The 26,091-nt window shown below is 69.6% G+C and carries 28 protein-coding genes; 15 read left to right on the top strand and 13 right to left on the bottom strand.

Annotated elements, in window-relative coordinates; all coding sequences use genetic code 11:
• The first annotated feature begins 305 nt into the window (after positions 1 to 305).
• The 5 genes from AC3IF3_RS04940 to adh all read left to right on the top strand — a co-directional run bounded on the left by AC3IF3_RS04940 (position 306) and on the right by adh (position 6,333).
• On the top strand, positions 306 to 1,121 hold the full coding sequence (locus AC3IF3_RS04940; RefSeq protein WP_489227599.1) for a cold-shock protein: 816 nt from the start codon (positions 306 to 308) through the stop codon (positions 1,119 to 1,121).
• 1,195 nt (positions 1,122 to 2,316) lie between these two features.
• A complete protein-coding gene (locus tag AC3IF3_RS04935) occupies positions 2,317 to 2,643 on the top strand; it encodes an iron transporter (protein WP_243965913.1) in 327 nt (108 codons plus the stop codon).
• 26 nt (positions 2,644 to 2,669) lie between these two features.
• Positions 2,670 to 4,154 carry a PepSY-associated TM helix domain-containing protein gene (locus tag AC3IF3_RS04930; RefSeq protein ID WP_489231242.1) on the top strand — a complete coding sequence of 495 codons (1,485 nt, stop codon included), beginning with the start codon at positions 2,670 to 2,672 and terminating at the stop codon, positions 4,152 to 4,154.
• Positions 4,151 to 4,498: a DUF3325 domain-containing protein gene (locus AC3IF3_RS04925; RefSeq protein WP_489227597.1), complete on the top strand. Its 348-nt coding sequence runs from the start codon at positions 4,151 to 4,153 to the stop codon at positions 4,496 to 4,498. The genes AC3IF3_RS04930 and AC3IF3_RS04925 overlap by 4 nt, the downstream gene beginning before the upstream one ends.
• Positions 4,499 to 4,809: 311 nt before the next feature.
• The gene (adh, locus tag AC3IF3_RS04920) at positions 4,810 to 6,333 is read left to right on the top strand and encodes an aldehyde dehydrogenase (protein WP_489219936.1); all 1,524 of its coding nucleotides are present in this window, start codon (positions 4,810 to 4,812) and stop codon (positions 6,331 to 6,333) included.
• A gap of 77 nt (positions 6,334 to 6,410) precedes the next feature.
• Here the strand turns inward: adh and AC3IF3_RS04915 are convergent, their stop codons facing one another.
• Both AC3IF3_RS04915 and AC3IF3_RS04910 read right to left on the bottom strand, forming a co-directional pair.
• Positions 6,411 to 6,737 carry a hypothetical protein gene (locus tag AC3IF3_RS04915; protein WP_489227595.1) on the bottom strand — a complete coding sequence of 109 codons (327 nt, stop codon included), beginning with the start codon at positions 6,735 to 6,737 and terminating at the stop codon, positions 6,411 to 6,413.
• Positions 6,734 to 7,030 (bottom strand): hypothetical protein, encoded by a 297-nt coding sequence (locus AC3IF3_RS04910; RefSeq protein ID WP_489227594.1) that lies wholly within the window; start codon positions 7,028 to 7,030, stop codon positions 6,734 to 6,736. The genes AC3IF3_RS04915 and AC3IF3_RS04910 overlap by 4 nt, the downstream gene beginning before the upstream one ends.
• Positions 7,031 to 7,196: 166 nt before the next feature.
• Between AC3IF3_RS04910 and AC3IF3_RS04905 the strand changes: the two genes are divergently transcribed.
• Genes AC3IF3_RS04905 through AC3IF3_RS04895 form a run of 3 tightly spaced genes read left to right on the top strand, consistent with a single transcriptional unit; the run spans position 7,197 to position 8,487 of the window.
• Positions 7,197 to 7,622, top strand: coding sequence for a DUF779 domain-containing protein (locus tag AC3IF3_RS04905; RefSeq protein ID WP_243965933.1), 426 nt, complete (start codon positions 7,197 to 7,199; stop codon positions 7,620 to 7,622).
• Positions 7,623 to 7,636: 14 nt separating this feature from the next.
• Positions 7,637 to 8,050 carry a carboxymuconolactone decarboxylase family protein gene (locus tag AC3IF3_RS04900; RefSeq protein ID WP_489227591.1) on the top strand — a complete coding sequence of 138 codons (414 nt, stop codon included), beginning with the start codon at positions 7,637 to 7,639 and terminating at the stop codon, positions 8,048 to 8,050.
• Positions 8,047 to 8,487 carry a cupin domain-containing protein gene (locus tag AC3IF3_RS04895; RefSeq protein WP_243965938.1) on the top strand — a complete coding sequence of 147 codons (441 nt, stop codon included), beginning with the start codon at positions 8,047 to 8,049 and terminating at the stop codon, positions 8,485 to 8,487. The genes AC3IF3_RS04900 and AC3IF3_RS04895 overlap by 4 nt, the downstream gene beginning before the upstream one ends.
• A gap of 4 nt (positions 8,488 to 8,491) precedes the next feature.
• Here the strand turns inward: AC3IF3_RS04895 and AC3IF3_RS04890 are convergent, their stop codons facing one another.
• The 7 genes from AC3IF3_RS04890 to gap form a co-directional block, all read right to left on the bottom strand.
• Positions 8,492 to 9,514, bottom strand: coding sequence for a tetratricopeptide repeat protein (locus tag AC3IF3_RS04890; RefSeq protein ID WP_489227589.1), 1,023 nt, complete (start codon positions 9,512 to 9,514; stop codon positions 8,492 to 8,494).
• Between the two features lie 20 nt (positions 9,515 to 9,534).
• Entirely contained in the window at positions 9,535 to 10,182 is a 648-nt protein-coding gene (locus tag AC3IF3_RS04885) for a thiamine phosphate synthase (RefSeq protein ID WP_489227587.1), read from the bottom strand.
• 19 nt (positions 10,183 to 10,201) lie between these two features.
• Positions 10,202 to 11,272, bottom strand: a complete 1,071-nt coding sequence (gene fba / locus AC3IF3_RS04880; protein ID WP_489227585.1) for a class II fructose-bisphosphate aldolase — start codon at positions 11,270 to 11,272, stop codon at positions 10,202 to 10,204.
• 154 nt (positions 11,273 to 11,426) lie between these two features.
• The gene (locus AC3IF3_RS04875; protein ID WP_489227583.1) at positions 11,427 to 11,693 is read right to left on the bottom strand and encodes a hypothetical protein; all 267 of its coding nucleotides are present in this window, start codon (positions 11,691 to 11,693) and stop codon (positions 11,427 to 11,429) included.
• Between the two features lie 79 nt (positions 11,694 to 11,772).
• A complete protein-coding gene (locus tag AC3IF3_RS04870) occupies positions 11,773 to 12,975 on the bottom strand; it encodes a phosphoglycerate kinase (protein ID WP_489227582.1) in 1,203 nt (400 codons plus the stop codon).
• Positions 12,976 to 12,999: 24 nt separating this feature from the next.
• Positions 13,000 to 13,455: a hypothetical protein gene (locus tag AC3IF3_RS04865; RefSeq protein ID WP_489227581.1), complete on the bottom strand. Its 456-nt coding sequence runs from the start codon at positions 13,453 to 13,455 to the stop codon at positions 13,000 to 13,002.
• 90 nt (positions 13,456 to 13,545) lie between these two features.
• Positions 13,546 to 14,550 (bottom strand): type I glyceraldehyde-3-phosphate dehydrogenase, encoded by a 1,005-nt coding sequence (gap, locus tag AC3IF3_RS04860; RefSeq protein ID WP_243965954.1) that lies wholly within the window; start codon positions 14,548 to 14,550, stop codon positions 13,546 to 13,548.
• Positions 14,551 to 14,993: 443 nt separating this feature from the next.
• Here gap and AC3IF3_RS04855 point away from each other — a divergent pair, with 443 nt between their 5' ends.
• On the top strand, positions 14,994 to 15,278 hold the full coding sequence (locus tag AC3IF3_RS04855; protein ID WP_489227579.1) for a DUF4164 family protein: 285 nt from the start codon (positions 14,994 to 14,996) through the stop codon (positions 15,276 to 15,278).
• Positions 15,279 to 15,319: 41 nt separating this feature from the next.
• Positions 15,320 to 15,691: a cell division protein ZapA gene (locus tag AC3IF3_RS04850; RefSeq protein WP_243965963.1), complete on the top strand. Its 372-nt coding sequence runs from the start codon at positions 15,320 to 15,322 to the stop codon at positions 15,689 to 15,691.
• Positions 15,692 to 16,066: 375 nt separating this feature from the next.
• On the opposite strand, the gene AC3IF3_RS04845 is transcribed toward AC3IF3_RS04850, so the two are convergent.
• The 4 genes from AC3IF3_RS04845 to AC3IF3_RS04830 form a co-directional block, all read right to left on the bottom strand.
• Positions 16,067 to 16,879, bottom strand: coding sequence for a universal stress protein (locus AC3IF3_RS04845; RefSeq protein ID WP_489227577.1), 813 nt, complete (start codon positions 16,877 to 16,879; stop codon positions 16,067 to 16,069).
• Positions 16,880 to 17,007: 128 nt separating this feature from the next.
• Positions 17,008 to 18,489, bottom strand: a complete 1,482-nt coding sequence (locus AC3IF3_RS04840; protein ID WP_489227575.1) for an aldehyde dehydrogenase — start codon at positions 18,487 to 18,489, stop codon at positions 17,008 to 17,010.
• A gap of 66 nt (positions 18,490 to 18,555) precedes the next feature.
• Positions 18,556 to 19,539 carry a GDP-mannose 4,6-dehydratase gene (gene gmd, locus AC3IF3_RS04835; RefSeq protein WP_489219923.1) on the bottom strand — a complete coding sequence of 328 codons (984 nt, stop codon included), beginning with the start codon at positions 19,537 to 19,539 and terminating at the stop codon, positions 18,556 to 18,558.
• Positions 19,540 to 19,821: 282 nt separating this feature from the next.
• On the bottom strand, positions 19,822 to 21,012 hold the full coding sequence (locus AC3IF3_RS04830) for a site-specific DNA-methyltransferase (RefSeq protein WP_489227574.1): 1,191 nt from the start codon (positions 21,010 to 21,012) through the stop codon (positions 19,822 to 19,824).
• 552 nt (positions 21,013 to 21,564) lie between these two features.
• On the opposite strand from AC3IF3_RS04830, the gene AC3IF3_RS04825 reads away from it, so the two are divergent.
• From AC3IF3_RS04825 to AC3IF3_RS04805, 5 genes are all read left to right on the top strand, one after another.
• Entirely contained in the window at positions 21,565 to 21,915 is a 351-nt protein-coding gene (locus AC3IF3_RS04825) for a septal ring lytic transglycosylase RlpA family protein (RefSeq protein ID WP_489227572.1), read from the top strand.
• A 116-nt stretch (positions 21,916 to 22,031) separates the two neighbouring features.
• The gene (locus tag AC3IF3_RS04820; RefSeq protein WP_243964647.1) at positions 22,032 to 22,346 is read left to right on the top strand and encodes a polyhydroxyalkanoic acid system family protein; all 315 of its coding nucleotides are present in this window, start codon (positions 22,032 to 22,034) and stop codon (positions 22,344 to 22,346) included.
• Positions 22,347 to 22,426: 80 nt separating this feature from the next.
• The gene (locus AC3IF3_RS04815; protein ID WP_489227570.1) at positions 22,427 to 22,663 is read left to right on the top strand and encodes a hypothetical protein; all 237 of its coding nucleotides are present in this window, start codon (positions 22,427 to 22,429) and stop codon (positions 22,661 to 22,663) included.
• Between the two features lie 67 nt (positions 22,664 to 22,730).
• A complete protein-coding gene (locus AC3IF3_RS04810; RefSeq protein WP_489227568.1) occupies positions 22,731 to 24,533 on the top strand; it encodes an ATP-binding cassette domain-containing protein in 1,803 nt (600 codons plus the stop codon).
• Between the two features lie 39 nt (positions 24,534 to 24,572).
• Positions 24,573 to 26,063 (top strand): carboxypeptidase M32, encoded by a 1,491-nt coding sequence (locus AC3IF3_RS04805; protein ID WP_489227566.1) that lies wholly within the window; start codon positions 24,573 to 24,575, stop codon positions 26,061 to 26,063.
• The last annotated feature ends 28 nt before the right edge of the window (positions 26,064 to 26,091 follow it).

Genomic DNA, 26,091 nt, shown 5'->3' with positions numbered 1-26,091 from the left:
CAGTGCGGGACGCGTTTTCGACCCTAGCGTGCCAGCGTTTGCGTTTCGCTAATGCGGTTTCTCGCATGTGAATGAATGTGCCGGAGGGCTTCGCACGCCTGCGTTGTTTACCGCAAGAAAGTAACGAAATGGGCGCGTCTGGGCCAAGAAGGTCCTTGCGGTCAAGGCCCGATTGCGTCAGGACTGGGGCGTTATTCTTGGTTACCGCGACCTGGGGTAATGATAGTGCGGGGCGTGGGCTGTCTGGGATGGCGCGCACGCGGTATTCGGAATTTAGGGCGGCGGACGGTTTTTGCGAGCTTTCGATGGGACGTGGTCGTGATTTCAGGGGGCCGCAGAAGCGCGGCTTCGACGAGAGTGGCGAGCCGAGATGGCCTGACCAGGCACCCCCCAGCGGCGGATTCGGTGGTGGGTACGGTGGCGGCGGCTTCGGAGGCGGCGCCGGCGGTGGCGGCGGGTTCGGAGGCGGCGGGTTCGACCGTGGTCCGGCCCGCGGCGCAGCGCCGGTGGCGTCGGGGCCGGAACGTGATGCCACCGTCAAGTGGTTCAACAAGGAGAAGGGTTTCGGTTTCGTCGAGCTGGGCGACGGCTCGGGCGATGCCTTCCTCCACATCCGCGCCGTCGAGGCCGCCGGCCACGCGGATCTCATGCCGGGTACCCGCCTGACCGTGACCACCGCCCAGGGTCAGAAGGGCCCGCAGGTGACCAGCGTCACCAGCGTCGACACGTCCACGGCCGAGGCGCCTGCGCCCCGGCGTGAGTTCCGGCCGCGCACAGGCGGCTATGGCGGCGCCCCCGGCGGTGTTGGCGGTGCCGGAGGCGGCTACGGTGGTGGCGGCGGCGGTGGCTACGGAGCTGGCGGCGGTGGCGGCGGCGGTGGTGGCGGTGGCCGTTTCGCGGGCGGCCCGTCGGTGGAGATGAGCGGCACGGTGAAGTGGTATGACCCGGCCAAGGGCTTCGGCTTCGTGTCGGTCAATGACGGCGGCAAGGACGTGTTCGTCCACCGCTCGGCACTCTCCCGCGCCGGGCTCGAGTCGCTCGCCGAGGGTCAACAGGTCACCCTGGCCGTGGTCGACGGGCAGAAGGGTCGCGAGGCCCAGAGCATCAACGTCGAAGATTGACGGACCCGCGGCGGTCGTTCTGCCGCCGCGATCCATGACAAGATTGGAGGGCGGCGGTTCCGATGGGGCCGCCGTCCTTCGTGTTTCGGGTCCGCCATGCGTCCTGTCCTGTTTTCGATGGTCCTTCTCATGATCTCCGGCTGCGCCCACGCCGGAGACTTCACGGGGTTCTACGCGGGCATCAATGCTGGCTACGCCCGGGGCACCGAACGCGATCGGACCGTGACCCGACCCGCTGCCGAATCGCCGGCATCCCGTGTCCGACCTGGAGCCGGATCCGATTTGCCGCCGAGCGCTCAGGATGCAGTTTCGGCGCTGCGCAGATCCGATCAAGGCGATGTGGCCGCGCAACCCGGGCGCTGAACCACCGCGACGCGGCTCGGGCTGCGGCCGTCGGGGAAGAACGGGGCGCCGGCAGGCAGGCTTCACCGGCAACTGGCGTGATCGCTGCCAAAGCACCCCCTCGGACGGTCAGTGCGCTCTTCACGCGTTTCCATCGGACGCAGAGTGAGTGCCGCCCTGTCTCGTACCGGCCCGCCGGATGATGCCAGCGGCCGGCCCTGCGCGTTTCCTCCCCCTCTGCGGGCTATCGGTTTCACATACCGTACTTGGCTGACGCAGCTCCCACTCGCGGGAGACTGTTCACATCTCGGCTCACGGATGCGCTGTAGGCTCCCTGTCCTGTGGGGGGGCGAGGAATGCGACGTCTGTTGCCAGGACCGATGCGTGAATCCGTTCGCCCGCAGACGGGAAGGGCGGGCGTGTGGCGGACAGGCATCGACCGGGCGACGATCCCGAACGTGAAGGGTGAAACGGCAACCCCCATCGGAGAGGAAACCAGCGCCAGCTCTTGAAACCGCGTGTTCGCGCAGGATGGAAGTCGCCGGCGCAGGCGGATCGGAATGTCCCCGCATCGTCGCGTCCGACCTGAGGCCGGTTGCCCCCTTCCGGGACGGTGCTTGAGCCCGCAGGCACGGCGGCTGCCATCCGGTCCAGGCGGCGGCCGTTCTCCGCATCGACCTGCCGGCGGCTTGATCGGGTTCAGCCGACCCGCCGACTGGGTCAGCCCGTGACGGTGCGAAGTATTCTAAGCACCTCTGCGCGCTTTGGAATTATTCCGGAACATAGCCGTTGCGTCCCCCTGACGGCCGCGCTTAGGTGCCGGCATGAGATCACGGCAACGAGAGGTGACGCCATGAGCGCTGATGCCGTGCGCGCCCGGGTGCACCCGGCTCTCGCCTGTCGTCTGGCGATCGCCGCGCGCGTGCTTCTGGCGATCCTGGGCGGTTATATGATCGCCGCACTTGCGAGCGGCTGGCTCGCCCTCGTCCTGCCCGGACCAAGAGCCGAAGCGGTGTCGACGGCGACGCTGGCGAGCTTCGCGATCATGGCGGCCGCGGTGATCTGGGTGTTCGCGGCGCGGTCGCTCGGGCGGGCGGCGCTCGTGATGGGAGTCGTCGCGGCGCTGCTCAGCACCGGCCTATGGCTCGCAGGCGCCTTCCAGGGCGGGAGCGCAGCGTGAGTCGATCCAAGAGCGTCCGCCAGTCGATGGCGTGGCTGCACACGTGGTCCGGCCTCGTGGTCGGCTGGGTGCTGTTTGCGATCTTCGTGACCGGAACCGCCAGCTATTACCGCCCCGAAATCTCGAGCTGGATGCGGCCAGAACTGTCGGAGGCGGCGTCCGATCCCGTCGCCGCGGCGACGAGCGCGGGTGCATTCCTTCGGAAGACGATGCCGGACGCCGTGGGCTGGTCGGTCAGACCGCCCAATGCCGAGAACCCGGCGGTCGAGGTCTATTGGTGGCAGAGCCCCGGGGGGCCATTTCATCACGCGCTGCTCGATCCCTCGACGGGCGAACGGTCGAAGGTCCGGGACAGCCGCGGCGGCGACTTCCTCTATCGGTTCCATTTCGAATTGAACCTGCCCCCGATCTGGGGACGCTGGATCGTCTCCGCCTGCGCGATGGTCCTGCTGATCGCCCTCGTCACCGGCATCGTGACCCATCGGCGGATCTTCGCCAATTTCTTCACCTTCCGGCGGGACCGCTCGGCGCAGCGCGGCTGGCTCGACGCCCATAACATCGTGGGGGTTCTCGCGCTGCCGTTCCACCTCATGATCGTCTATACGGGCCTCGTCACCCTCTCATCGATGCTGATGCCCTGGCCGGTCCTGACGGCGTATCAGGGCAACGGATTGCGCTATTACGCGGAAGCCGGTCTCATGATCGCGGGTCGGCCACCGGCCGGGCGGCCCGGCACGGCGCTGCCCCTCGGCGAGATCGTAGCGCGGGCGATCGCCGCGACCGGGCAGACGCCCGAAGTCGTCATGGTCTCCGGGCCCGGCGATGCCGCTTCGACCGTCACCGCCTATTTCGAGGAACCGCCGGGGCTCGCCCATCTCCACCCACAGATCGCCTACGACGCGGCGACGGGCGCCGAGATCGGGCGCATCGGGGAGGCCGGGGCGGCCACGCGGACCGGCGCCGTGATGGTCGGCCTTCACGAAGCGCATTTCGCGGCCGCGCCCCTGCGCCTGCTGTTCTTCCTCTGCGGCCTCATGGGTGCCGCCACCGTGGCGACGGGCCTGGTTCTGTGGACCGTCGCACGGGCTCCGAAGGGGGCCGATCCGGAGGGCTTCGGCCTGCGCCTCGTCCACGTCCTGAACCTCGGCACCATCGCGGGTCTTCCCGCCGGGCTCGCCGCCTATCTCCTCGCCAACCGCCTCCTGCCGGTGGATCTGGATGGGCGGGCGGATTGGGAGGTGCGCGGCTTCTTCGCCGCCTGGATCCTCGCGGCCATCGCGTCCGCACTCTATCCCCGGGCCCGGGCCTGGCCCCTCGCCCTCATCGTGCCCGCATTCGCGTTCCTGGCGATCCCCGGGGTCGATGCCCTGACCGTGGGTGAGGTCCGCTTCCTGGGCTTCGACGCGGCCATGGCGGGTCTGGGTCTGCTGCTCGCCGTCGGGGCGCGGCTGACGGCCCGGCCGAGACAGAACCGGACCAGGGCGATCCTGCACAGGGCGGCCGAAGCGTGACCATCCCGGCCCTCGTCCTGTCCCTGCTCCTGGGCTTCTCGGGCTTCGCCGCCCTCGCGCTCAGCCTGGACCGGCATCACCGCGCGGTTTTCCGCACCCCGATGCGCGGAAAGCGGGTCGGAGGCCTGCGTGCGGTCGGCTGGGCGGGGCTCGCCCTGTCCTTCGCGGCCGCCGTCGCCTCCGCCGGATGGAGCTTCGGACCGGTGCAGTGGATCGGCTCGCTCACGGGATCGGCGCTGGCCGTGGTGGCGCTGATTGCCTATCATCCCACTTGGCTCCGGGCCGCGGCCCTGGCGGCCCTGCCGCTCGCCGCCCTGGACCTGCCGCTCGCACTCCTGCGCTGATGGCCCGACAGGTCCGCAATCATATCGGCCCCGCGATCGAGACGGGCCGGCTCGCGGTACAGCTTGCGAAAACGGCCCGTTGCAATGGTCTTCATCGGGCGCCGCGTTGTCCCCTCGCGGTCCGGACAAGAACAGCGTAGACTCAATGCGCTCGCACACTGGCCAAAAGTCCACCTTGATTCGACAGGCCAAAAGCCATTGGCTGCGATCAGAGCGGAAGCGGATGCGGTCCGACGCGAGGGCCGCACGAACGCCAGCTGAAGCCAAAGAGCCGCGGTTCGCGAGGCCGGGGCCAATGGAGGAACAGAGCGATGAACAAGCCGGAATTCCTCGGCGACGCCAAGATCAGGTCGCCGTTCTCGGCCCGTTACGAGAACTTCATCGGCGGCCAGTGGGTCGCCCCCGCGGCCGGGCGCTATTTCGAGAACACCTCGCCGATCACCGGCAAGGTGATCTGCGAGGTCGCCCGCTCGGACGCTCAGGACGTCGACAAGGCGCTGGACGCCGCCCACGCCGCCAAGGAGGCCTGGGGCCGCACCGCGCCGGCCGAGCGCGCCCGGATCCTCAACAAGATGGCCGACCGGATGGAGGAGAACCTCGATCTGCTCGCGCTCGCCGAGACCTGGGATAACGGCAAGCCGATCCGTGAGACGATCAACGCCGACATCCCGCTGGCCATCGACCATTTCCGTTACTTCGCCGGCTGCGTGCGGGCGCAGGAGGGCTCGATCTCCGAGATCGACCACGACACGGTCGCCTACCACTTCCACGAGCCGCTGGGCGTCGTCGGCCAGATCATCCCGTGGAACTTCCCGATCCTGATGGCGGTGTGGAAGCTCGCCCCGGCGCTCGCCGCCGGCAATTGCGTGGTGCTCAAGCCCGCCGAGCAGACGCCGGCCTCGATCCTGGTGCTGATGGAGATCATCGGCGACCTGCTGCCGCCGGGCGTCCTGAACGTGGTCAACGGCTTCGGCCTGGAAGCGGGCAAGCCGCTCGCCTCGAGCCCGCGCATCGCCAAGATCGCGTTCACGGGTGAGACGACCACCGGCCGCCTTATCATGCAATACGCGTCGCAGAACCTGATCCCGGTGACGCTGGAGCTCGGCGGCAAGTCACCGAACATCTTCTTCGCGGATGTCGCCAACGAGGACGACGACTTCTTCGACAAGGCGCTCGAAGGCTTCACCATGTTCGCCCTCAACCAGGGCGAGGTCTGCACCTGTCCGAGCCGGGCGCTGGTCCACGAATCGATCTACGACCGCTTCATGGAGCGGGCGGTCAAGCGCGTCGAGGCGATCACGCAGGGCTCGCCGCTCGATCCCGCCACGATGATCGGCGCCCAGGCTTCGGGCGAGCAGATGGAGAAGATCCTCTCCTACATCGACATCGGCAAGCAGGAGGGCGCGCAGCTGCTCACCGGCGGCGAGCGCAACGTCAAGGACGGCGAGTTCGCTGAGGGCTTCTACGTGAAGCCGACCGTGTTCCGCGGCCACAACAAGATGCGCATCTTCCAGGAGGAGATCTTCGGGCCGGTTCTCTCGGTCACGACCTTCAAGGACGATGCCGACGCGCTCTCGATCGCCAACGACACGCTGTACGGCCTCGGCGCCGGGATCTGGACCCGTGACGGGACCCGGGCCTACCGCTTCGGCCGGGCGATCCAGGCGGGCCGCGTCTGGACGAACTGCTACCACGCCTATCCGGCCCACGCGGCCTTCGGCGGCTACAAGCAGTCCGGCATCGGCCGCGAGACGCACAAGATGATGCTCGATCACTACCAGCAGACCAAGAACATGCTGGTGAGCTACTCGGCCAAGAAGCTCGGGTTCTTCTGAGCTTCTGCCCGGGTTACCCCCCGAGACACCTTAGCCCCGGCCTCGCGGCCGGGGCTTTTTGTCGAGCCGCACCGGGTTCACCGCCTGAGGCAGGCGGCGGCGATGGCGGCCGATTTCCGGTCGTGCAGCCGGATGGTGCGGTCCGCCACCGGCTGCCGGACGTCCTCGCCGGCATTGGCCTCGGCCTTCTCGAGTTCCCAGAGGCGCTCCTTCACCGCCCCGTCGGCATAGCAGCCGCAGAAGGTCGCCGGATCCGCGATCGCGGCGTCGGGGGGCGCGATCCAGTCGATGTGCGTCAGGCAGGTCCGCAGTTCGGCCTCCCGCGCCGGCGCGTTGACATCCTCGTGCGCCAGGACGGGGGCGCCGGCCAGCAGGGCGAACAGCAGGGCGAGGCGGGGGATCAATCGACGCCGTACCCGAAGCCCTCGACGGGCGCATTGGCGATGGAGCCGGGCGGCATGGGGCCGGCATCGGCGCTCACGCTCGGCACGTCGTCGGGCGGCCCGTCCCAGCCGACGACACCCATCGGATTGTCGGGGGTGACGTTCGGGTTTCCGGCGACGCGCCAGGCGTGCTGGAGGAACAGCGGCTGGGTGCGCGGCTGGACGCGCAGCGTCAGCGGATCGGCACCGGCCGGGCCCGCCACGAGCGCGGCGAGGACGAGGGCCAGACAGGTGGTGGCAGTTCGTTGCGTCATGGTGTCGATCAGCCGGTCAGGCTCTCCGTTTCGTCCAAAAAAAGGCGCATCCTCGGCGAGCAACGCGGCGGAGGCGGATCCGGCACCAGCTTGGCCGTCGGTCCCGGGCGAATATGGAAATCCCGGGCCGCGCACGCATATCAACGGTGAGACCGGGGAGGACACCATGAGCCTTGATGCCAGGATCGAAGCCACGACCGCGGAGCAGGTCGGCGCCGACGGCACGCCGCTGCGTGTCACCGCGACCCCAAAGGCGCTGGGCCTCATCGAAGAGCTCCGCTCGGAATACGGGCCGGTGATGTTCCATCAATCCGGCGGCTGCTGCGATGGCTCCTCGCCGATGTGCTATCCGGTCGGCGACTTCCTCGTCGGCGACGGCGATGTCCATCTCGGCCAGGTCGGCGGGGCGGATTTCTACATCAGCCGGTCGCAGTTCGCGGTCTGGAAGCACACGCATCTGATGCTCGACGTCGTGCCCGGCCGCGGCGGCATGTTCTCGCTGGAGAACGGGCGCGAGAAGCGCTTCCACATCCGCTCGCGCCTGTTCTCGGATGCCGAGAACCGCGCCCTCGAAGGCGCCTGCAAGCTCTGACGGAGGCGAAGGCCATGGCGACCGTGACGCTGGTGAGCGATGCCGAAGCCGAGGCGAATCCGCGGGTGCGCGCGATCTTCGCCGACATCCGGGCGACCCGCGGATCCGACTTCATCAACAACTTCTGGCGTGGATTGGCCCACGATCCCGCCCTGCTGGAGCGGACCTGGACCAGTCTCAAGGCCGTCATGGGCCCTGGGACGCTCGATCCGCTGACCAAGGAACTGGTCTATATCGCGGTCTCGATCGCCAATGGCTGCCCCTACTGCATCCACTCGCACACGGCCGCGGCGCGGGCGAAGGGCTTGACCTCCGCGCAGCACGGCGAGTTCCTGGCGGTGGTCGGCATGGCGAACCAGACCAACGCGCTGGTCAACGGCATGCAGATCCCGGTCGATTCCGCCTTTCAGGTGGGGAAGAGTCCATGAGTTCCGGTTCGGACAAACCGCAGGCCGGCTTGCGCGTGGTGCGCGAGAGTGCGCCGTTCCGCGGCAAGCAGGGACACCTCTATCGGCCGGCCATCTCGGCCGAAGCGGTCGGCGCAAGGGCGCTGCACATGCAGCTTCTGGAGATCCCGCCCGGCGAGCGCGCCCACGCGCACAAGCACGAATCGCACGAGACGGCGATCCACGTCCTGTCCGGCGTGTCGGGCTGCTTCTGGGGCCAGCACCTGGAGCATCACGCGATCGCGGGCGCCGGCGAGTTCGTCTACATCGCCGCCGACGTCCCGCACCTGCCCTACAATCGCAGCCAGACCGAGCCGGTCACGGCGGTGATCGCCCGGACCGATCCCAACGAACAGGAGAGCGTGGTCCTGCTGCCGGAGCTCGAGGCCGGTGTCGATTGGTCGAAGGCCGGATTGTAGACGCTCAGCGCTGCTCGACGCGCTCGTTGGCCAGACGCTCGGCACGGTTGCGCTCCTCGGCGGAGAGACCGGACAGCGTTTGGTCGAGCCACGCGTCGGACAGCCCCTGGCCCGCCGCGGCGAGGTTCCAGGCCGCCGCCTCCACGGTGTTCTTCGCGACGCCGCGCCCGACTGCGTAGAGCCGCGCGATGCGATTTTGCGCGATGGCGTTCCCCCGCGAGGCCGCGTGCAGGAAGTAGCGGGCGGCCGAGCGCTCGTCCTTGGTCACGCCGGTCCCGTTGAACAGCAGGATGGCGTACTCGATCTCGCTGGCGAGATCGCCGTTGTCGGCGCCGCGCCGGAACCAGGCCGCCGCCTTGCTGGGATCCTTCGGCACGCCGCGCCCCTGCAGGTAGAGCACGCCGAGATCGTGCTGAGCCGGCCCGATCTCGGCATCGGCAGCCTTGCGAAACTGCGCGACCGCGGCGGACTCGTCGGCCGCGGACCCCGTGCCGATCAGGATCAGGCCGAGATTGTACGCCGCTGTGGGCGAGCCCTGGGCGGTGGCCTGTTCCAGCCAGTGGCGGCCCGCCTTGATGTCCTTGGGCATGCCGCGCCCGTCGAGGGCCATCAGACCGAGGGACGACATGGCAGCGGCGTCGTTTTGAGCCGCGGCAACCTTGTACCACTCGGCCGCCTTGACCGGATCCTGCTTCACGCCGAGGCCCTGGTTGTACAGCTCGCCGAGGAGCGTCATCGCGGCGGCATCCTTGGGATTCGCCTCGATGCGCTTGGTCGCCTCCCGGAAGGCGGTCACATATTGCCCACGCTGATACGCCCCGTAGGCGAAATCCGGCGGCTGGCCATTGGCCGGCGGTACGGCACCCCGTGTGTAATTCGGCGTGTACGGGCTCGGCAGCTCCGGCATCGCCTTCTGGCCGGGCGTGGCGCCGGACGATCCGGGCAGCGGCGTGGCGCTCTTCGATGGGTCGGTCGGCCCCGCGGCCGCCCAGGCCGGCAGCGCCGCCAGCGCGACGGCGAGGGCCATCGCCGGACCTGTCACCCGCCTCATTGCGCGGGCGCCTGCTGGATTGCCTGCCGCGCGCGGCCGACGAAAGTGGCGTCTTGCAGCCAGAGCCCGCTCTCGAGCCCGACGAACTCCGCCCCCGTGGCCGATAGCGGACCGATCGCGTCGGCGTTCGCCGCGACGGCGATGCAGGGTGTCTCGAAGATCTCCGCCCACCAGGACACGCGCGCCAGTACCGTTTCCGGGTCTGGCGCGACGCCGTCCGGATAGAGCCCGCCGAACATCAGGTAATCGACGCCCGCCTCGCCGGCCTCCATGGCGCCGTGCTTGGTCTCGAGGCCCCCGGCGCCCAGGATCCGCCCGTCGCGCAGCCGATCCCGCAACGCCTTGAGGTCCCGGGGTTTGTCAACGTGGATGCCGTCGGCGCCCCCGCGGATCGCCACCGCGGCGAGATCGCCGGTGAAGCCCGGACAGGCCACCACCAGGGCGGCCCCGTTTTCCTGCGCCACCGGCGCGACCTGCTTGACGCGGGCGGTCAGCCCGCGCTCGTCGCCGGAGGCGAGCCGCAGGATCACGGCGGCGACGTCGCCGGCCCCGCAGGCCGCCTTCAGGGCCGACACGAATTCGTCCATGCCGTCGGCGTCGAGGCCGTGTGGCCCGAGGAGGGCGAGACGCGAAAGATTGCTCATGGCGAGGATCTGAGCGCTCTCAGCGGGCGCCGATCTTCGGATCCAGGGCGCCGCTGGCATAGCGCTTGGCCATCTCGGCGACCGAGATCGGCCGGATCTTCGCGCCCTGGCCGGCGGTGCCGAATTCCTCGAAGCGCTGTTTGCACAGCTTCGTCATCGCCTCCATGGCGGGCTTCAGATACTTGCGCGGATCGAACTCGGACGGGTTCTCGGTGAGCACCTTCCGGATCTGGCCGGTCATCGCCATGCGGTTGTCGGTGTCGATGTTGATCTTGCGCACGCCGTGCTTGATGCCGCGCTGGATCTCCTCGACCGGGACGCCCCAGGTCGGCTTCATCTGGCCGCCGTGCTGGTTGATGATGTCCTGCAGATCCTGCGGGACCGAGGACGAGCCGTGCATCACGAGGTGTGTGGTCGGCAGGCGGCGGTGGATCTCCTCGATCACGTTCATCGCCAGCACGTCGCCATCGGGCTGGCGGGTGAACTTGTAGGCGCCGTGGCTCGTGCCCATCGCCACCGCCAGCGCGTCGACCTGGGTCGCCTCGACGAACTTCACCGCCTCGTCCGGATCGGTCAGGAGCTGGTCGTGGCTGAGCGTGCCCTCGGCGCCGTGACCGTCCTCGGCCTCGCCCTGGCCGCTCTCCAGGGAGCCGAGCACGCCCAACTCGCCCTCCACCGAGACGCCGGCCCAATGGGCCATCTTGGTGACGTTGCGGGTGATCTCGACGTTGTAATTGTAGTCGGCCGGGGTCTTGCCGTCGGCCTTCAGGGATCCGTCCATCATCACCGAGGTGAAGCCGTACTGGATCGCGGTGGCGCAGGTGGCTTCGTTGTTGCCGTGGTCGAGATGCATGCAGACCGGGATGTGCGGGTAGATCTCGACGAGGCCGTCGATCAGCTTGGCCAGCACCACGTCGTTGGCATAGGCGCGGGCGCCGCGGCTGGCCTGGAGGATCACGGGGGAATCCGTGGCATCGGCCGCCGCCATGATGGCGAGACCCTGCTCCATGTTGTTCAGGTTGAAGGCCGGCACGCCGTACTCGTACTCAGCGGCGTGATCGAGGAGCTGCCGGAGGGTGATGCGTGCCATCGTGACTGTCTTCCCGTTTGCCGTTTGGTGGTGTGCTCGATCGCCGACGGCGACTTCAAGATCTCAGGGCGCTCTTATCGTATCGCGCATCCGAGAGCTTCGCTTCTGAATGCTGACGGATGCCGCGAACGGCGTGCTCGGTCCGCGCCACCCCTCAACTGGCGCGGTTCTCGAGAGCCGCGACGCGCTCCTCGACCTCGCTAACCCGCGCGGCGAAATCGCCGGCCGTGGCACGCATTATCACGGGCATGCCGGCTGCGTTGCGCCGGTCGTCGCGCAGGCCTGCCTCCAAGCCCTCCCTGCGCGTCTCGCAATTCCCCATCCGCGTCTCGAGCCTGTCGGAACGGACCGGCACCTGGCCGAGGCTCGCCTGGATGCCCGTCAGGATCTCGAACGTCGCGCTTTCGACGGTGTCACGCATCGACTCGCCCCCACGCTAGCCACGGGCGCTATCATAGATATGGCGGGCGCCGCGGAGTAGGAGAGCAACGCCGCCGCGCTCAGCCCGTCACCCGAAGCGCCTCGACTCCGGGGAGCGCCTTGCCCTCCAGCCATTCGAGGAAAGCCCCGCCCGCCGTCGACACGTAGGTGAAGTCGCTGGCCACGCCCGCATGGTTGAGCGCCGCGACCGTGTCGCCGCCGCCGGCCACCGAGACCAGTTGCCCGGCCTTCGTGCGTGCCGCGGCATGCTGGGCGGCGGCCACCGTGGCGGCGTCGAAGGGCGCGAGTTCGAAGGCCCCGAGCGGACCGTTCCAGACCAGGGTCTTGGCCTCGTCGATGGCGGCGTCGATCTCCGCGACCGAGCGCGGGCCGGCATCGAGGATCATGCTGGACTCCGGCACCGCATCCACCGGGACGGTCTCGTGCGGGGCCTGGGCCTTGAATTCGGTGGCCGCGACGGCATCCACCGGCAGGATGATCCGGCAGCCGGCCTTGTCCGCCGCCGCCAGGATGCGATGAGCGGTCTCGGCGAGGTCCTTCTCGCACAGGGACTTGCCCACGGCCTTGCCCTGCGCATGCAGGAAGGTGTTGGCCATGCCGCCGCCGATCACCAGCATGTCGACCTTGGCGACGAGGTTTTCCAGAAGATCAATCTTGGACGACACCTTGGCGCCGCCGACCAGCGCGATCACCGGCCGCTGCGGCGATTCCAGGCCCCTGGTCAGGGCTTCGAGCTCGGCCTGCATCTCGCGGCCGGCATAGGCCGGGAGGCGGTGCGCCAGCCTCTCGGTCGAGGCGTGCGCGCGATGCGCCGCCGAGAAGGCCTCGTTGACGTAGATGTCGCCGTTCGCCGCCAGCGCATCCGCGAAGGCCGGGTCGTTCTTCTCCTCGCCGGCATGGTAGCGGGTGTTCTCCAGGAGCAGCACGTCGCCGTCCTGCAGGGCCGCCACCGCCTTCGCGGCCGCCTCGCCGATGCAGTCGGACGCGAACGCGACCTTCCGCCCGAGGGCCGCGCCGAGCGCCGGCACAACCGGCTCCAGGGAATCCTTCGGCTCGCGCTTGCCCTTCGGTCGGCCGAAATGGGCGAGCAGGATCACCTTGGCGCCCTGTTCGGCGACTTCGCGGATCGTCGGAGCGACGCGCTCGATCCGGGTCGCGTCGGTGACGCGCCCGTTCTCCATGGGCACGTTCAGGTCGACGCGCATCAGGACCCGCTTGCCCCTCAGGGAGCCGGCATCGTCGAGGGTGCGGAAGGCGCTCATGCGGTCCTGGTCCGGTGGGTGGGGTTACTGGACGGTCGTCCCGATCTGGGCCCGCTGCTGCAGCAGGCGGTCGAGGTTCAGCCGCTGCACGGCGATCATCAGCGCGACGGTCAAAATCGCGGTGATCACCGCGGTGAGGACCAGCGCACCGGTCCCCGGCAGGCGCCGGGTCCGCTCGGCGAGCACCCGCATCTCCGTGCGCAGGGCCGCAAGATCGGATTGCCGCGCGGCCTCGTTCATCCGGCTGGAGGCGTTCTCGACCTTATCCTCGACGCGCGACAGGAGCGCCTCGGAGCGGGCGTACTTGTCTTCGATCCGGGAGCATTTGTCCTCGATCCGGGCGAGCTGATCGAAGAGCTGGTTCGCCGGAAGCGCCTGCGACGGTGCGGGCGTGGCGGCTACGGCGGGCGGCGGCGCCGGCCTCGGGGCAGGCGGCACGGCATTCGGCCCGCTCGACGGACCCTGCGAAGCGTCGGTCATCCCTGGAGAGTCCCCGGTTCGAGGTGAGACCGCCCGATCGGGCGGGCGGCCGCCGTCCTGTCACGGGACGACGGCCGCCCGCAAGCCGCCTCAGAGGAGTTTGGCCATCGCCACGGCGGTGTCTGCCATGCGGTTCGAGAAGCCCCACTCGTTGTCGTACCACGACAGGATGCGCACGAAGGTGCCGTCCATGACCTTGGTCTGGTCGAGGTGGAAGGTCGACGAGTGCGGATCGTGGTTGAAGTCGATCGAGACGTTCGGCCGGTCGGTGACGCCGAGCACGCCCTTGAGCGGGCCTGCGGCGGCGGCCTTGATCGCGTCGTTGATCTCCTGGACCGAGGTCGCGCGCTTGGCCGTGAACACGAGGTCCACCGCCGAGACGTTCGGGGTCGGCACGCGGATCGCCGTCCCGTCGAGCTTGCCCTTCAGCTCCGGCAGCACGAGGCCCACGGCCTTGGCGGCGCCGGTCGAGGTCGGGATCATCGAGAGCGCGGCGGCACGGCCCCGATAGAGATCCTTGTGCATCTGGTCCAGCGACGGCTGGTCGTTGGTGTAGGAGTGGATCGTGGTCATGAAGCCACGCTCGATGCCCACCGCCGCGTCCAGAACCTGGGCGACGGGCGCCAGGCAGTTGGTGGTGCAGGAGGCGTTCGACACGACGAGATGCTCGGCCGTAAGCTTGTCGTGGTTGACGCCGTAGACCACCGTCAGGTCGGCGCCGTCGGCGGGGGCGGAGACGAGGACGCGCTTGGCGCCGGCGTCGAGGTGGGCCTTGGCCTTGTCCTTCGAGGTAAAGATGCCGGTGCATTCCAGCGCGATGTCGACGCCCAGATCCCGGTGCGGCAGCTCAGCCGGGTTGCGCACCGCCGTCACCTTGATCCGCTTGCCGTTGACCACCAGGAACTCGCCGTCGACCGCGACCTCGCCCGGGAACCGGCCGTGGACGGAATCGAAGCGGAGCAGGTGGGCGTTGGTCTCCACCGGGCCGAGATCGTTGATCGCCACGACCTCGATGTCCGTGCGGCCGGCTTCCGCAATCGCCCGCAGGACGTTGCGGCCGATGCGTCCGAACCCGTTGATGGCAACCTTCGTCACGGCGTCACTCCTTCACCTGATGCGGCTCCCACCGCGCCTCACAAACCATGGGCGCGGCCCGCGGGGGATCTCGGCTCCCCGCCTCCGTGCCGTCCCAGCCGGGCGGATCTGGGCGTGCGGGTTTGAACCGGCGATGAACCGGGCCGGGAGAGGCCGGGCTTCGCCGCCCGCGATCGTCGGAGCGCACGGTGCCTCGGGACTGTCTCGGACCGACGATCCGGCATGTCTCGCGCGGTCCTTTTCGGGAGCGCGCGGCTGTCTAACATGGCACCCCGACCTGTCAAACGCGCGGCCGTGACAAAGACCTTCGATTCACCGACGAATAAACAGGGTTCTTCGGGCTCGACTGGCCGGGCCGGGGGATCCCGGGCTCGGACGTTACTTTGCGCTGGAATTCCGGCCGCATTCGACGGAAAGGTTCGGGTCGGAACGGACGAAAGACCATGGCCGACGGGACCGAAACCAGCTTGATCGACGAGGCGCTCGCCCGGCTGGAAGCAGCCGTGAACCGCATGGATGCCGTCGTTCAGCACCGGCTGGCCACCGCCGCCCAGCCGGACGACCGGGATGCCGAGCTCGCCCTGATGGACGAGGATCGGGCCCGCCTCGCCGCCGCCCTCGACGCGGCGAGCGCCCGGCTCGCGCAGGTCACCGCCACGACCGGCGCGGTCGGGCACCGCCTCGACCGGGCGATCGAGACCGTCCAGGATGTCCTCGGGCGATCCTGATCCGGCGTCCGCGCCATCCGGAACGCCGATCGGAGCCGCCCGTGCCGCAGATCAACGTGACCATCGACGGCCGCACCTACCGCATGGCCTGCGGGGAGGGCGAGGAAGCCCATCTCACCGGGCTCGCCGAAACGCTCGACGGGCGCATCGGCGCAATGCGCAAGGATTTCGGCGCCATCGGCGACATGCGGCTGCAGGTGATGGCGGCGCTGACGATCGCGGACGAACTGGCGGAGCTGCGCGGGCGGCTCGCCGCGCTGGAGACGGAAGCGGCCGCGTTGCGCATCGCCGCCGAGGCCGCCGAGCGGGGGAGGGCGACCGATGCGGAGCGGGCCGCGGCGGGGATCGGCCGCGCGGCCGAACGGATCGGAAAGCTCGCGGAGGCTCTCGGGGGATCCGCGCCGCGGGGCTGAGGGGCAAGAGCGGGCACGGCGCCGCGGAGGACCTGACGCCGCCTGCCGATTGCCGGCTGACCGCCGATCCATCGCGGCTCCGACCGGCGCGATGCCGTCTCGTCCGAGCGCGTCTCACGCCCGCGCCGGCGCAGAGATCAAGTGTGGCGGCGGATCGGATTGTCATCCCGGGCCGCCGCAGCGCCGAGGAGACCGTCGCGGCCTTCCTGCGCGGCCCGGATTGCGGTCGGTGACGGTGAAACGATCGGTGGGCCTCCAGACCGTCGCCGATCATCCCGGTTTCCAGCGCCACGAGGCGATCCTGATCGTTCCGGATGCTGGCCGCGCGTCGATCCGGGTCGGCTCGCGCGGCACACCGCCGGCCGAGCCCGGCTTTCAGTGCGCCATCAGGCAGCATATGGGCGCGGTGTTCAGGACGTCCCGCGTCGCGCCGCCGAAGGCCCACTCGCGCAGTCGGGAATGGCCGTAGGCGCCCAAGACGATGAGATCGGCCTCCTGCTGGCGGGCGAACCGAAGGATCTCGGCACCGTCGCTCGCGGCAGCGCTCAGCAGGTGGGTGGTCGCCGTGGCGCCGTGGCGCGCCAGATGTGCGGTGACGTCCTGCGCGCCCTCCGAGCGGGCGCTGTCGCCCACGGACGCGACGAAGACCTGTTCGGCGGACCGGATGAAGGGGAGCGCCCCCGAGACGGCGCGGCGGGCTTCGGACGTATCCTTCCAGGCCACGACGATGCGGCGCGCCGGAAGGTCGGCCACGTCGGGCGGTACCACCAGGACCGGTCGGGCCGCCTCCATCAGAACGGGGCCCGGCAGGACGCCCAGGGGGCCGGGGTCGAGATCGGTCGGGTCGGACCTGCCGAGCACCAGCAGATCCGCGGCCCGCGCCTGTTCGACGAGGTAGGCGAGCGGGCTGTCGACACCCCCGCGCCACACTGTGCAGGGCGCTTCCCCGGCGGAGCGGGCGAACAACCCCTGAGCCCGTTCCAGCTCGCGCTGAATCTCGCCCCTGGCGCGCTCGTACTGAGCCTGCGCATCGCGGACATCGTGGGCGAAGAGCGGCACCGGCGCATCGGCCGCGGCGACCCCCGTCAGCAGCGCGTCGAAGCGGTGAGCCAGACCGGCGGCGACGCGCACGCGATCCGGCGCGCCCTCGGCGAAGTCGACGGAGACCAGGATGTTGGCGTAGGTCATGGCGCCCTCCTCGGGGCCCGATTCGGGCCCGGAGGAGGCAGTCTGGGCACAGTGCAGATCGCGGCCTTGATCCAGCGCAAATCTCGGGGCTGGCGATGGATCTCCGGGTCGCGACGCGGCCACGCGCCTCAGCGCATGACGAACGGGTTCTCCGGCGCATCGCGGCTCGTGGAGATCCAGACGCTCTTGGTCTCCAGGAACTCACGGATCGACTCGACGCCGCTCTCGCGGCCGATGCCCGAGCGTTTCATGCCGCCGAAGGGCATCATGTAGCTGACGGCCCGGTAGGTGTTCACCCAGACCGTACCGGCCCGCAGCCCCTTCGACATGCGCATGGCCCGGCCGATATCCTGGGTCCAGACGCCGGCGGCGAGCCCGTAGATGACGTCGTTGCCGAGCCTCAGCGCCTCCGCCTCGTCCTCGAACCCGATGATCGACAGGACCGGGCCGAACACCTCCTCCTGGGCGATCCGCATGTCGTTGGTGACGCCGGTGAAGATCGTCGGCTCGACGAACTGGCCGCCGATCACCCCGGGCCCGGAGGCCGGGTTTCCGCCGAACACGCAGCGCGCGCCCTCGCTCTTGGCGAGCGCGATGTAGTCGAGCACCTTGGCATACTGGGGCGGCGTGGTGATCGGGCCGATATGGGTGTCGGCCTGCATCGGGTCGCCGAGCTTCGCCGTGCGGGCCAGCGCGATCAGCCGCTCGACGAACGCCTCGCGGATGCTGTTCTGCACGAGCAGCCGCGATCCGGCGATGCAGGTCTGGCCGGTGGCGGCGAAGATGCCCGAGATCGCCCCCGCGGCGGCGGCCTTCAGGTCGGCATCGGCGAAGACGATGTTGGGCGACTTGCCGCCGAGCTCCAGGGACACGCGCTTGATCTGGCGGGCGGCCGCCTCGTAGACCTTCGCACCGGTCACGTCGGAACCTGTGAAGGTGATCTTGGCGACGTCCGGGTGCTCGACGACGGCGCTACCGGCCTCGCCGCCGAAGCCCGTCACGACGTTGAACATCCCGTCGGGGAGCCCGGCTTCCTTGGTCAGGCGCGCGAATTCGAGCGTGCTCGCGGAGGCGAATTCGGAGGGCTTCACCACCACGGCGCAGCCCGCCGCCAGCGCCGGGGCGCATTTCCAGGCGACGAACAGGAGCGGCGAGTTCCAGGCCGTCAGGGCGCCGACCACGCCCACCGGTTCGTGCCGGGTGAACGCGAAGGTCTCCGGCTTGTCGATCGGGATCTGCGCGCCCTCGACCTTGTCGGCGAGGCCGGCATAGTACCACCACCATTCCGGCTGGTAGCGGATCTGGCCGTACATCTCGGCGAACAGCTTGCCGTTGTCGCGGACCTCGACCTCGGCGAGGGCCTTCGCGTCGCGCTCCACGAGGTCGCCGATCCGGCGCAGCACCTTGCCCCGGGCCGAGGCGGTCATGGTCGCCCAGGGGCCATCCCACATGGCGCGCTTGGCCGCGGCGACGGCCCGGTCGACATCGGCCCGGGACGCCCGCGGGATCCGGGCCCAGGCCTCACCGCGATAGGGATCGGTAGACTCGAACCACGCGCCCTCGACCGGGTCGACGTGCTGACCGTCGATGTAGAGCTGATAGGTCTTCACGGGGCGCGTCTCCGATGGGACATGCGCGCGATATGGACCGGCGGGACGCCGCCGGCGAGGGCGCGTTCAGGCGTTGGCGCTGAGGCGCTTGATGTCGGCGTCGACCATCTCGGTGATGAGATCCTCGAGGCTGGTCTGCGCCGCCCAGCCGAAGGTCGCCTTCGCCTTGGCCGGGTCGCCCAGCAGCACCTCGACCTCCGCCGGACGGAAGAAGGCCGGGTCGATCACCAGGTGGTCGTCGATGTTCAGCCCGACATGCTTGAACGCGATCACGCACATGTCCCGCACCGTCGTCGTGCGGCCGGTGGCGATCACGTAATCGTCCGGCTTCTCCTGCTGCAGCATCAGCCACATTGCCTGCACGTAGTCCCGGGCGTGGCCCCAGTCGCGCTTGGCGTCGATGTTGCCGAGCCGCAGCTCCTTCTGCCGGCCCAGCTTGATCCGCGCCACCGCGTCCGTGACCTTGCGGGTCACGAACTCGACGCCCCGCAGCGGGCTCTCGTGGTTGAACAGGATCCCGTTCGAGGCGTGCAGCCCAAAACTCTCGCGGTAGTTGATCGTCATCCAGTGCGCGTAGAGCTTGGCCACGCCGTAGGGCGAGCGCGGGTAGAACGGCGTCGTCTCGCTCTGCTGGGCCTCCTGGATCAGGCCGAACATCTCCGAGGTCGAGGCCTGGTAGTAGCGCGCCTGCGGGGCGACCGAGCGCAGGCATTCGAGCATGTGCACCGCGCCCAGGCCGGTGACCTGGCCGGTGAGCAGCGGCTGCTGCCAGGAGGAGGTGACGAACGACTGCGCGGCGAGGTTGTAGATCTCGTCGGGCTTGGCGGTCTGGACGATGCGCAGCAGCGCCGACTGGTCGAGCAGGTTGCCGTCGACCAGCTCGACATCGTCGAGGATGCCCAGCCATTTCAGCCGGTGGTCGAACACGCCGGCATGGCTGGAGCGGCGTACGATCCCGGTGACCGCGTAGCCCTTCTGCAGGAGCAGCTGCGCCAGATACGCGCCGTCCTGGCCCGTGACACCCGTGATCAGCGCGCGCTTGCCGGTCATGTACCCGTCCCGTCCCGATGATGCCCGGCTGCTACGACCCGGGCGACCCGGCCGTCAAGGCGAGCGCGTCCTATCGTGACGGCGCCGGGCTCGGTGCGCAGGCGCGCAGATCTCGGGATTCACGGTCTAAAGAGAAGCTGCGGTTGAGCGGAACCAGGGCGGACCCGGATGATCACCGTCGCCCGCGGCGCGTGCGCGGACGGGCGTCGACGATCCCGCTTGCGGAGGCGTCCATGCGGGCCCGGGTGTGCCCCCGAGCCCGTAGCTCCGGACAGCGACGGCTCAGCCGTTAGCCATGGCCTGCCGCAGCCCGGCCCGATAGGTGTCGATCACCACCGGTTTGCCGCTGCGCTCCACGTGCCAGAAGGTCCAGCCGTTGCAGGCCGGCAGCCCCTGGACCAGGGCGCCGATCTTGTGGATCGAGCCGATGACGAGGCCGTTGTCGAGCTGGCCGTCCGGCCGCACCGTAGCGCGGAAGCGGCGGCGTTCGTCGGTGACGGTCTCGCCGGGGCGGATATGCCCCGCCTCGATCACCGACAGGAACGGCACCCGCGGCTCGGCGCGCTTGGTCGGCGCCACCAGGAGGGCCGCCTTGGACAGGGTCTCGACGGAGGCGATCCGGGCGCGTGCGGCCTCGGCGTAGGTCGCCTCCCGCTCGATGCCGATGAAGCGGCGGCCCAGCCGTTTGGCGACGGCGCCGGTGGTGCCGGTGCCGAAGAACGGGTCGAGCACCACGTCGCCGGGATTGGTCGCCGCCATTAGGGTCCGGGCGAGCAGCGCCTCGGGCTTCTGGGTCGGGTGGACCTTCCGGCCGTCCCCATCCTTCAGCCGTTCCTCGCCGGTGCAGAGCGGGATGAACCAGTCCGAGCGCATCTGGAGGTCTTCGTTGCCCCCCTTCAGCGCCTCGTAATGGAAGGTGTAGCCCTTCGAATCCGCCGAGCGCGAGGCCCAGATCAGGGTCTCGTGGGCATTGGTGAAGCGCTTGCCGCGGAAGTTCGGCATCGGATTGGCCTTGCGCCAGACGATGTCGTTGAGGATCCAGTAACCGAGATCCTGCAACGCGCTCCCGACCCGGAAGATGTTGTGGTAGGACCCGATCACCCAGAGGGTTGCGTTCGGCTTCATCACGCGACGGCAGGCCGAAAGCCAGTCCCGGGTGAAGGCGTCGTAGGCCTCGAAGGTGGCGAACTTGTCCCAGTCGTCGTCGACGGCGTCGACGCGGCTCTGGTCGGGACGCAGCAATCCGGCGTCGCCGAGCTGCAGGTTGTAGGGCGGGTCGGCGAACACGCAGTCGACGCTCGACGCGGGCAGGCTGTTCATGGCCGTGATGCAATCCCCGACCAGCACTTGGTCGAGGGGCAGGGGACGCTGGGCGGGTACGAGACCCATCCGTGGCGCCGACGCGGGCCGCCCGGCACGCGAGACATGTTTCCGGGCGACGGCATCGGCAGCCACGGTACGCGGGGAAGCCATGGCAAACACCGGTTACGCGACTGACCGGCAGACCATGACCCGAACAGGGTAAAGGTCGCGTTGTCGGATTTTTCCGGAGCGCGTCCCGTTCTGGGGCTGCAATTTTTGCCGAGCTGGGTCCGATCTCCGCGAAACGCGTCCCGCGCCGGTCGGACCGGGGCTACCGCAGCCCGATCGATCCGATCTCATCCTGAACCTGAAGCCTGCCGTGCACGGACCTTTGCGCGGGGGCCATGACCGTCTCCCGCCCGCGCGGGCGCCAGCTCAGCGGGATCCAGGGTCACGCCCGACGCAGACCTTGAGAGAATTTGCCTATTTGTGATCCTTCTCCGCGGGGCGCGGCATGACTTGAGCAATACATGGCTCGACCCTGATCGATGTATTTCGGCATTCAGCCGGAAATAATCCGCAACGATTGCCCATGTAATTAGAAAGATCGCGATGAAGCCGGCCAAAATGTGACCGCGACAGGCCGTGAAGTCCCGCCTTATTCCGGCCGGTTTCGGCCATGACTGGCGCCGTCCCCGAAAAAACAAAGGGACTGCCTTGAGAATGACGTTTGGTTTCGAAAAGTTCGTTGTCGCCCTCGGTCTGCTGTCCACCACCCTCGGAACAAGCCTTCCCGCCGCCGCGCAGAGCGGAGCGGCGTCCTGGTATGGCAGCGGTCATCGCACCGCGAGCGGCGAGCGTTTCAACCCCAACGGACTGACCGCAGCCCATCGCAGCCTGCCGTTCGGCACGCGGGTCCGGGTCGAGAACCGGCGGACCGGCCGCTCGGTCGTCGTGCGCATCAACGATCGAGGGCCGTTCGTGCGCGGCCGCATCATCGACCTGTCGCGCGGTTCAGCCCGCGCGCTCGGCTTGGGCGGCACGAGCTACGTGTCCCTGCAGGTCCTGAACTGACAGCCGGCGCCCCGGGGGGGCGCGCCGCTTGAGTGGCCGGCGGCCTGCCCCGGGGCGTTGTCTCAGGCGGCGGCAGGCCCCATCTGCTGCCCAATTCAGCCTGGATCAGCCGCCCCATGCCCAAGCCCCTCATCGTCGACATCCCGCATGACCTCGGCCGCGACGAGGCCAAGCGGCGCCTGGAGACCGGCACCGATCAGGCGCGGGCCTTTCTGGCCAAGAGCGGCGTCGCGGTCGACCAACTCGCCTGGACGGGCGACCGGCTGGATTTCGGCGTCTCCGCCATGGCCCAGAAGGTGGCCGGGACGATCGATGTCGGCCCCGAGAGCGTGCGGCTGGAGGTGAAGCTGCCGTTCCTGCTCGCCCTGTTCGCCGAGAAGATCCAGAAGGTGGCAAGCAAGGAGGGCAACCTCCTGCTCACCAAGAAATAGCCGTCCGGAACCGGAGCGCCGGCCCCCCGTTTCAGCCCGACCGGTGCAGCGTCGCACCGTCGGCCTTCCGGAGGATCACGGTGTCCCAATCCACCCTCGCCGACCCGGGGCAGACCCCCGAAGTGCCGCAGCAGCCGGGCCCCGGCCCGGACCGGCCCTTCGAGCCCCCGCAGGCGCCGACGCAGCCGCCCGGCCCGGAGATTCCCGGCCAGACCCCGTCGGAATCGCCGGGCATCCAGCCCCAGGAGATCCCGGTCAACGATCCGGGCGCACCCGAGATCAGCCCGCCCACCGGGCCGGCCAATCCGGTCGCCTGACCGCCGATCGACCGAACCGCGGGCGCGGCGTTTGAATGGGCCGCCTTGCGCTGCCATAAGCCCGCCCATGGCCGCTCCCCCGCTTCTCACCCTCCAGGATATCGCGCTCACCTTCGGCGGCACCCCGCTGATCACCCGCGCCGACCTCACCATCGCGCCGGGCGAGCGGACCTGCCTCGTCGGGCGCAACGGGTCCGGCAAGTCGACGCTCATGAAGATCGCCGCGGGGCTGGTCGATCCCGACAAGGGACGCCGGTTCGTCCAGCCCGGCACGACGATCCGCTACCTCGCCCAGGAGCCGGATTTTTCGGGCTTCACAACCACGATGGACTTCGTCGAGGCCGGCCTGCCGCCGGGGGAATCGACCCACCGGGCCCGCTACCTGCTGGAGAGCCTCGGTCTCACCGGCACGGAGGATCCGACCAAGCTCTCGGGCGGGGAGGGGCGGCGTACCGCGCTGGCGCAGGCGCTGGCACCCGAGCCCGACGTGCTCCTCCTCGATGAGCCGACGAACCACCTCGACCTGCCGGCGATCGAGTGGCTCGAATCCGAGTTGAAGGGCACCCGCGCCGCCATGGTGCTGATCAGCCACGACCGGCGGTTCCTCTCGGCCCTGTCGCGGGCCACGATCTGGCTGGACCGCGGCGAGACCCGCCGGATCGAGCAGGGCTTCTCCCACTTCGAGGCGTGGCGCGACGCGTTCTTCGAGGAGGAGGAGCGCGACCAGCACAAGCTCGACCGCAAGATCGTCGCCGAGGAGCATTGGCTGCGCTACGGCGTCACCGCCCGGCGCAAGCGCAATGTCCGCCGGCTCGGCAACCTCCACGAGCTGCGCCAGAACCGCCGCGAGATCCGCCGCCCGGTGGGCAGTGTCAGTATGCAGGCCTCGGACGCGGAATCCTCCGGCAGCCTGGTGGTCGAGGCCCGGGACATCGGGAAATCCTACGGCGCCCGGAGCATCGTGGACGGGCTGTCGCTGCGGGTGATGCGCGGCGACCGGCTCGGCATCGTCGGGGCCAACGGCGCCGGCAAGTCGACGCTGATCAACCTTCTGATGGGCCGGCTCGCCCCCGATTCCGGCCAGGTCGTGCTCGGCACCAACCTGATGCCGGTGGTGCTCGACCAGGCCCGGGCGACCCTGGAGCCCGGGATGACCGTCACCGACGTGCTCACCGGCGGCCGCGGCGACAGCGTCACGGTGAACGGCCAGAGCCGCCACGTGATCGGCTATCTCAAGGACTTCTTGTTCGCCCCCGAGCAGGCCCGGACCCCGGTCTCGGTGCTCTCGGGCGGCGAGCGCAACCGGCTTCTGATCGCCCGCGCCCTGGCGCAGCCGGCCAATCTCCTGGTGCTGGACGAGCCGACCAACGACCTCGACCTCGAGACCCTCGACCTCCTCCAGGAGATGCTCGGCGACTACCAGGGCACCCTGATCCTGGTCAGCCACGACCGCGACTTCCTCGACCGGGTGGCCGGCAGCGTGCTGGTCTCGGAGGGGGCGGGCCGCTGGGCCGAGTATGCCGGCGGCTACAGCGACATGCTGGTCCAGCGCGGGCAGGGGGTCGAGGCGCGCGCGGTCGCGACCAAGAAGGAGCCGCGCGAACGCCAGGCCGCCGCGCCCACCTCCCAACCGGCCGGCAAGCCGAAACTCGGTTTCAAGGATCAGCACGAGCTGAAGACGCTGCCGGCCCGCATCGCGAAGCTCGAGGCGGCCATCGCTCAGCTCAAGACGATCCTGGCCGACCCCGACCTCTACGCCCGCGATCCCGCCCGCTTCGACAAGGCCTCGTCCATGCTGGCGCAGGCCCAGACCGAGCTGTCGCAGGCGGAGGATCGCTGGCTGGAGCTGGAGATGCTGCAGGCGGGATGACCGCCCCGACCGCGCAAGACGTTCCGGACCGGAGACCGCATGACAGCCTATCAGACCCTCGAACAGCGTTTCGCCCGCCTGGCCGCCCTCGAAGGGGCCGCCGGGATCCTCGGCTGGGATGCGCAGACCCTGATGCCCAACGGCGCCGCCGAGGCGCGGGGCGACCAACTGGCGGTCCTGCGCGGGCTCGCCCACGAGATGCTGACCGCCCCCGGGGCGGCCGAGAACCTCGATGCCGCCGAGCGGGGCCCGGAGCTCGAGCCCTGGGCTGCCGCCAACCTGCGCGAGATGCGCCGCGCCCAGGCGCACGCCACGGCGGTGCCCCGGGACCTCGTGGAGGCCAGCTCGCGGGCGGTCTCCCGCTCCGAGATGGTCTGGCGCGAGGCGCGCCGGGACGCCGATTTCGCCAGGCTGGAACCGTACCTCGCCGAGGTGCTGCGCCTGCAGCGGGAGATCGGCCAGGCCAAGGGCGCCGCGCTCGGGCTCGACCCCTACGACGCGCTGCTCGACAGCTACGATCCCGGCATGCGTCGGGCCGTGATCGACCCGCTCTTCGCCGATCTGACATCCTGGCTGCCGGCACTGATCGCCCGCGCGCGGGAGATCCAGGCGTCCCAGCCCGCGCCGCAGCTCCTCGCCGGGCCGTTCGACGTGGCGGTGCAGCGGGACCTCGGCCTCGAGCTCATGGCGGCGGTGGGGTTCGACTTCGCCCGCGGCCGGCTCGACATCAGTTTGCACCCGTTCTGCGGCGGCGCCACCGACGACGTGCGCATCACCACCCGCTACGACGAGGCCGATTTCGGACGCGCCCTGATGGGGGTGCTGCACGAGACCGGCCACGCCCTCTACGAGCAGGGCCGCCCGGCCCCGTGGCGGCAGCAGCCGGTGGGCGCGGCCCGGGGCATGAGCCTGCACGAGAGCCAGTCGCTCATCGTCGAGATGCAGGCCTGCCGAAGCCGGGCATTCTTCACCTATCTGGCGCCGCTGCTGCGGGAGGCGTTCGGGCGGTCGGGGCCGGAATGGTCGCCGGAGAACCTGCATGCCCTGAACACCCGCGTCGCGCCGGGCTTCATCCGGGTCGATGCCGACGAGGCGACCTATCCGGCCCATATCCTGCTGCGCTATCGGTTGGAGACCGCGATGATCGCGGGCGATCTCGCGGTGGCCGACCTTCCCGGTGCGTTCAACGACGGGATACAAGACCTGCTCGGGCTCGCCGTGCCGGACGATCGGGTCGGCTGCCTCCAGGACATCCACTGGCCGAGCGGGGCCTTCGGCTATTTCCCAACCTACACGCTGGGTGCGCTGGCGGCGGCACAGCTGTTCCGGGCCTCCCGGGCGGCCGAGCCGGCGCTGCCGGACTGCCTCGCGCAGGGCGATTTCGCGCCGCTGCGGGACTGGCTGCGGACCAACGTCCACGAACTGGGCAGCATGCTCGGGACGGATGAACTGCTCATCCGGGCGACGGGCGCGCCGCTCGGGACGGCGGCGTTCCGGGCGCATCTGGAGGCCCGGTATCTGGGGGGCTGAGGATAGGCAGGGCGGGATGACGGCCGAG

The organism is Methylobacterium sp. J-118, assembly GCF_057836565.1.
This window is presented reverse-complemented; position numbering and strand designations above follow the sequence as displayed.

What these genes read in the sequence shown, in the direction of transcription:
- AC3IF3_RS04940 (WP_489227599.1), top strand. Translation starts at nt 306, where the DNA reads ATGGGACGTGGTCGTGATTTCAGGGGGCCGCAGAAGCGCGGCTTCGAC.
- AC3IF3_RS04935 (WP_243965913.1), top strand. Translation starts at nt 2,317, where the DNA reads ATGAGCGCTGATGCCGTGCGCGCCCGGGTGCACCCGGCTCTCGCCTGT.
- AC3IF3_RS04930 (WP_489231242.1), top strand. Translation starts at nt 2,670, where the DNA reads ATGGCGTGGCTGCACACGTGGTCCGGCCTCGTGGTCGGCTGGGTGCTG.
- adh (WP_489219936.1), top strand. Translation starts at nt 4,810, where the DNA reads ATGAACAAGCCGGAATTCCTCGGCGACGCCAAGATCAGGTCGCCGTTC.
- AC3IF3_RS04910 (WP_489227594.1), bottom strand. Translation starts at nt 7,030, where the DNA reads ATGACGCAACGAACTGCCACCACCTGTCTGGCCCTCGTCCTCGCCGCG.
- AC3IF3_RS04905 (WP_243965933.1), top strand. Translation starts at nt 7,197, where the DNA reads ATGAGCCTTGATGCCAGGATCGAAGCCACGACCGCGGAGCAGGTCGGC.
- AC3IF3_RS04900 (WP_489227591.1), top strand. Translation starts at nt 7,637, where the DNA reads ATGGCGACCGTGACGCTGGTGAGCGATGCCGAAGCCGAGGCGAATCCG.
- AC3IF3_RS04895 (WP_243965938.1), top strand. Translation starts at nt 8,047, where the DNA reads ATGAGTTCCGGTTCGGACAAACCGCAGGCCGGCTTGCGCGTGGTGCGC.
- AC3IF3_RS04890 (WP_489227589.1), bottom strand. Translation starts at nt 9,514, where the DNA reads ATGGCCCTCGCCGTCGCGCTGGCGGCGCTGCCGGCCTGGGCGGCCGCG.
- AC3IF3_RS04885 (WP_489227587.1), bottom strand. Translation starts at nt 10,182, where the DNA reads ATGAGCAATCTTTCGCGTCTCGCCCTCCTCGGGCCACACGGCCTCGAC.
- fba (WP_489227585.1), bottom strand. Translation starts at nt 11,272, where the DNA reads ATGGCACGCATCACCCTCCGGCAGCTCCTCGATCACGCCGCTGAGTAC.
- AC3IF3_RS04875 (WP_489227583.1), bottom strand. Translation starts at nt 11,693, where the DNA reads ATGCGTGACACCGTCGAAAGCGCGACGTTCGAGATCCTGACGGGCATC.
- AC3IF3_RS04870 (WP_489227582.1), bottom strand. Translation starts at nt 12,975, where the DNA reads ATGAGCGCCTTCCGCACCCTCGACGATGCCGGCTCCCTGAGGGGCAAG.
- AC3IF3_RS04865 (WP_489227581.1), bottom strand. Translation starts at nt 13,455, where the DNA reads ATGACCGACGCTTCGCAGGGTCCGTCGAGCGGGCCGAATGCCGTGCCG.
- AC3IF3_RS04855 (WP_489227579.1), top strand. Translation starts at nt 14,994, where the DNA reads ATGGCCGACGGGACCGAAACCAGCTTGATCGACGAGGCGCTCGCCCGG.
- AC3IF3_RS04845 (WP_489227577.1), bottom strand. Translation starts at nt 16,879, where the DNA reads ATGACCTACGCCAACATCCTGGTCTCCGTCGACTTCGCCGAGGGCGCG.
- gmd (WP_489219923.1), bottom strand. Translation starts at nt 19,539, where the DNA reads ATGACCGGCAAGCGCGCGCTGATCACGGGTGTCACGGGCCAGGACGGC.
- AC3IF3_RS04830 (WP_489227574.1), bottom strand. Translation starts at nt 21,012, where the DNA reads ATGGCTTCCCCGCGTACCGTGGCTGCCGATGCCGTCGCCCGGAAACAT.
- AC3IF3_RS04825 (WP_489227572.1), top strand. Translation starts at nt 21,565, where the DNA reads ATGACGTTTGGTTTCGAAAAGTTCGTTGTCGCCCTCGGTCTGCTGTCC.
- AC3IF3_RS04820 (WP_243964647.1), top strand. Translation starts at nt 22,032, where the DNA reads ATGCCCAAGCCCCTCATCGTCGACATCCCGCATGACCTCGGCCGCGAC.
- AC3IF3_RS04810 (WP_489227568.1), top strand. Translation starts at nt 22,731, where the DNA reads ATGGCCGCTCCCCCGCTTCTCACCCTCCAGGATATCGCGCTCACCTTC.
- AC3IF3_RS04805 (WP_489227566.1), top strand. Translation starts at nt 24,573, where the DNA reads ATGACAGCCTATCAGACCCTCGAACAGCGTTTCGCCCGCCTGGCCGCC.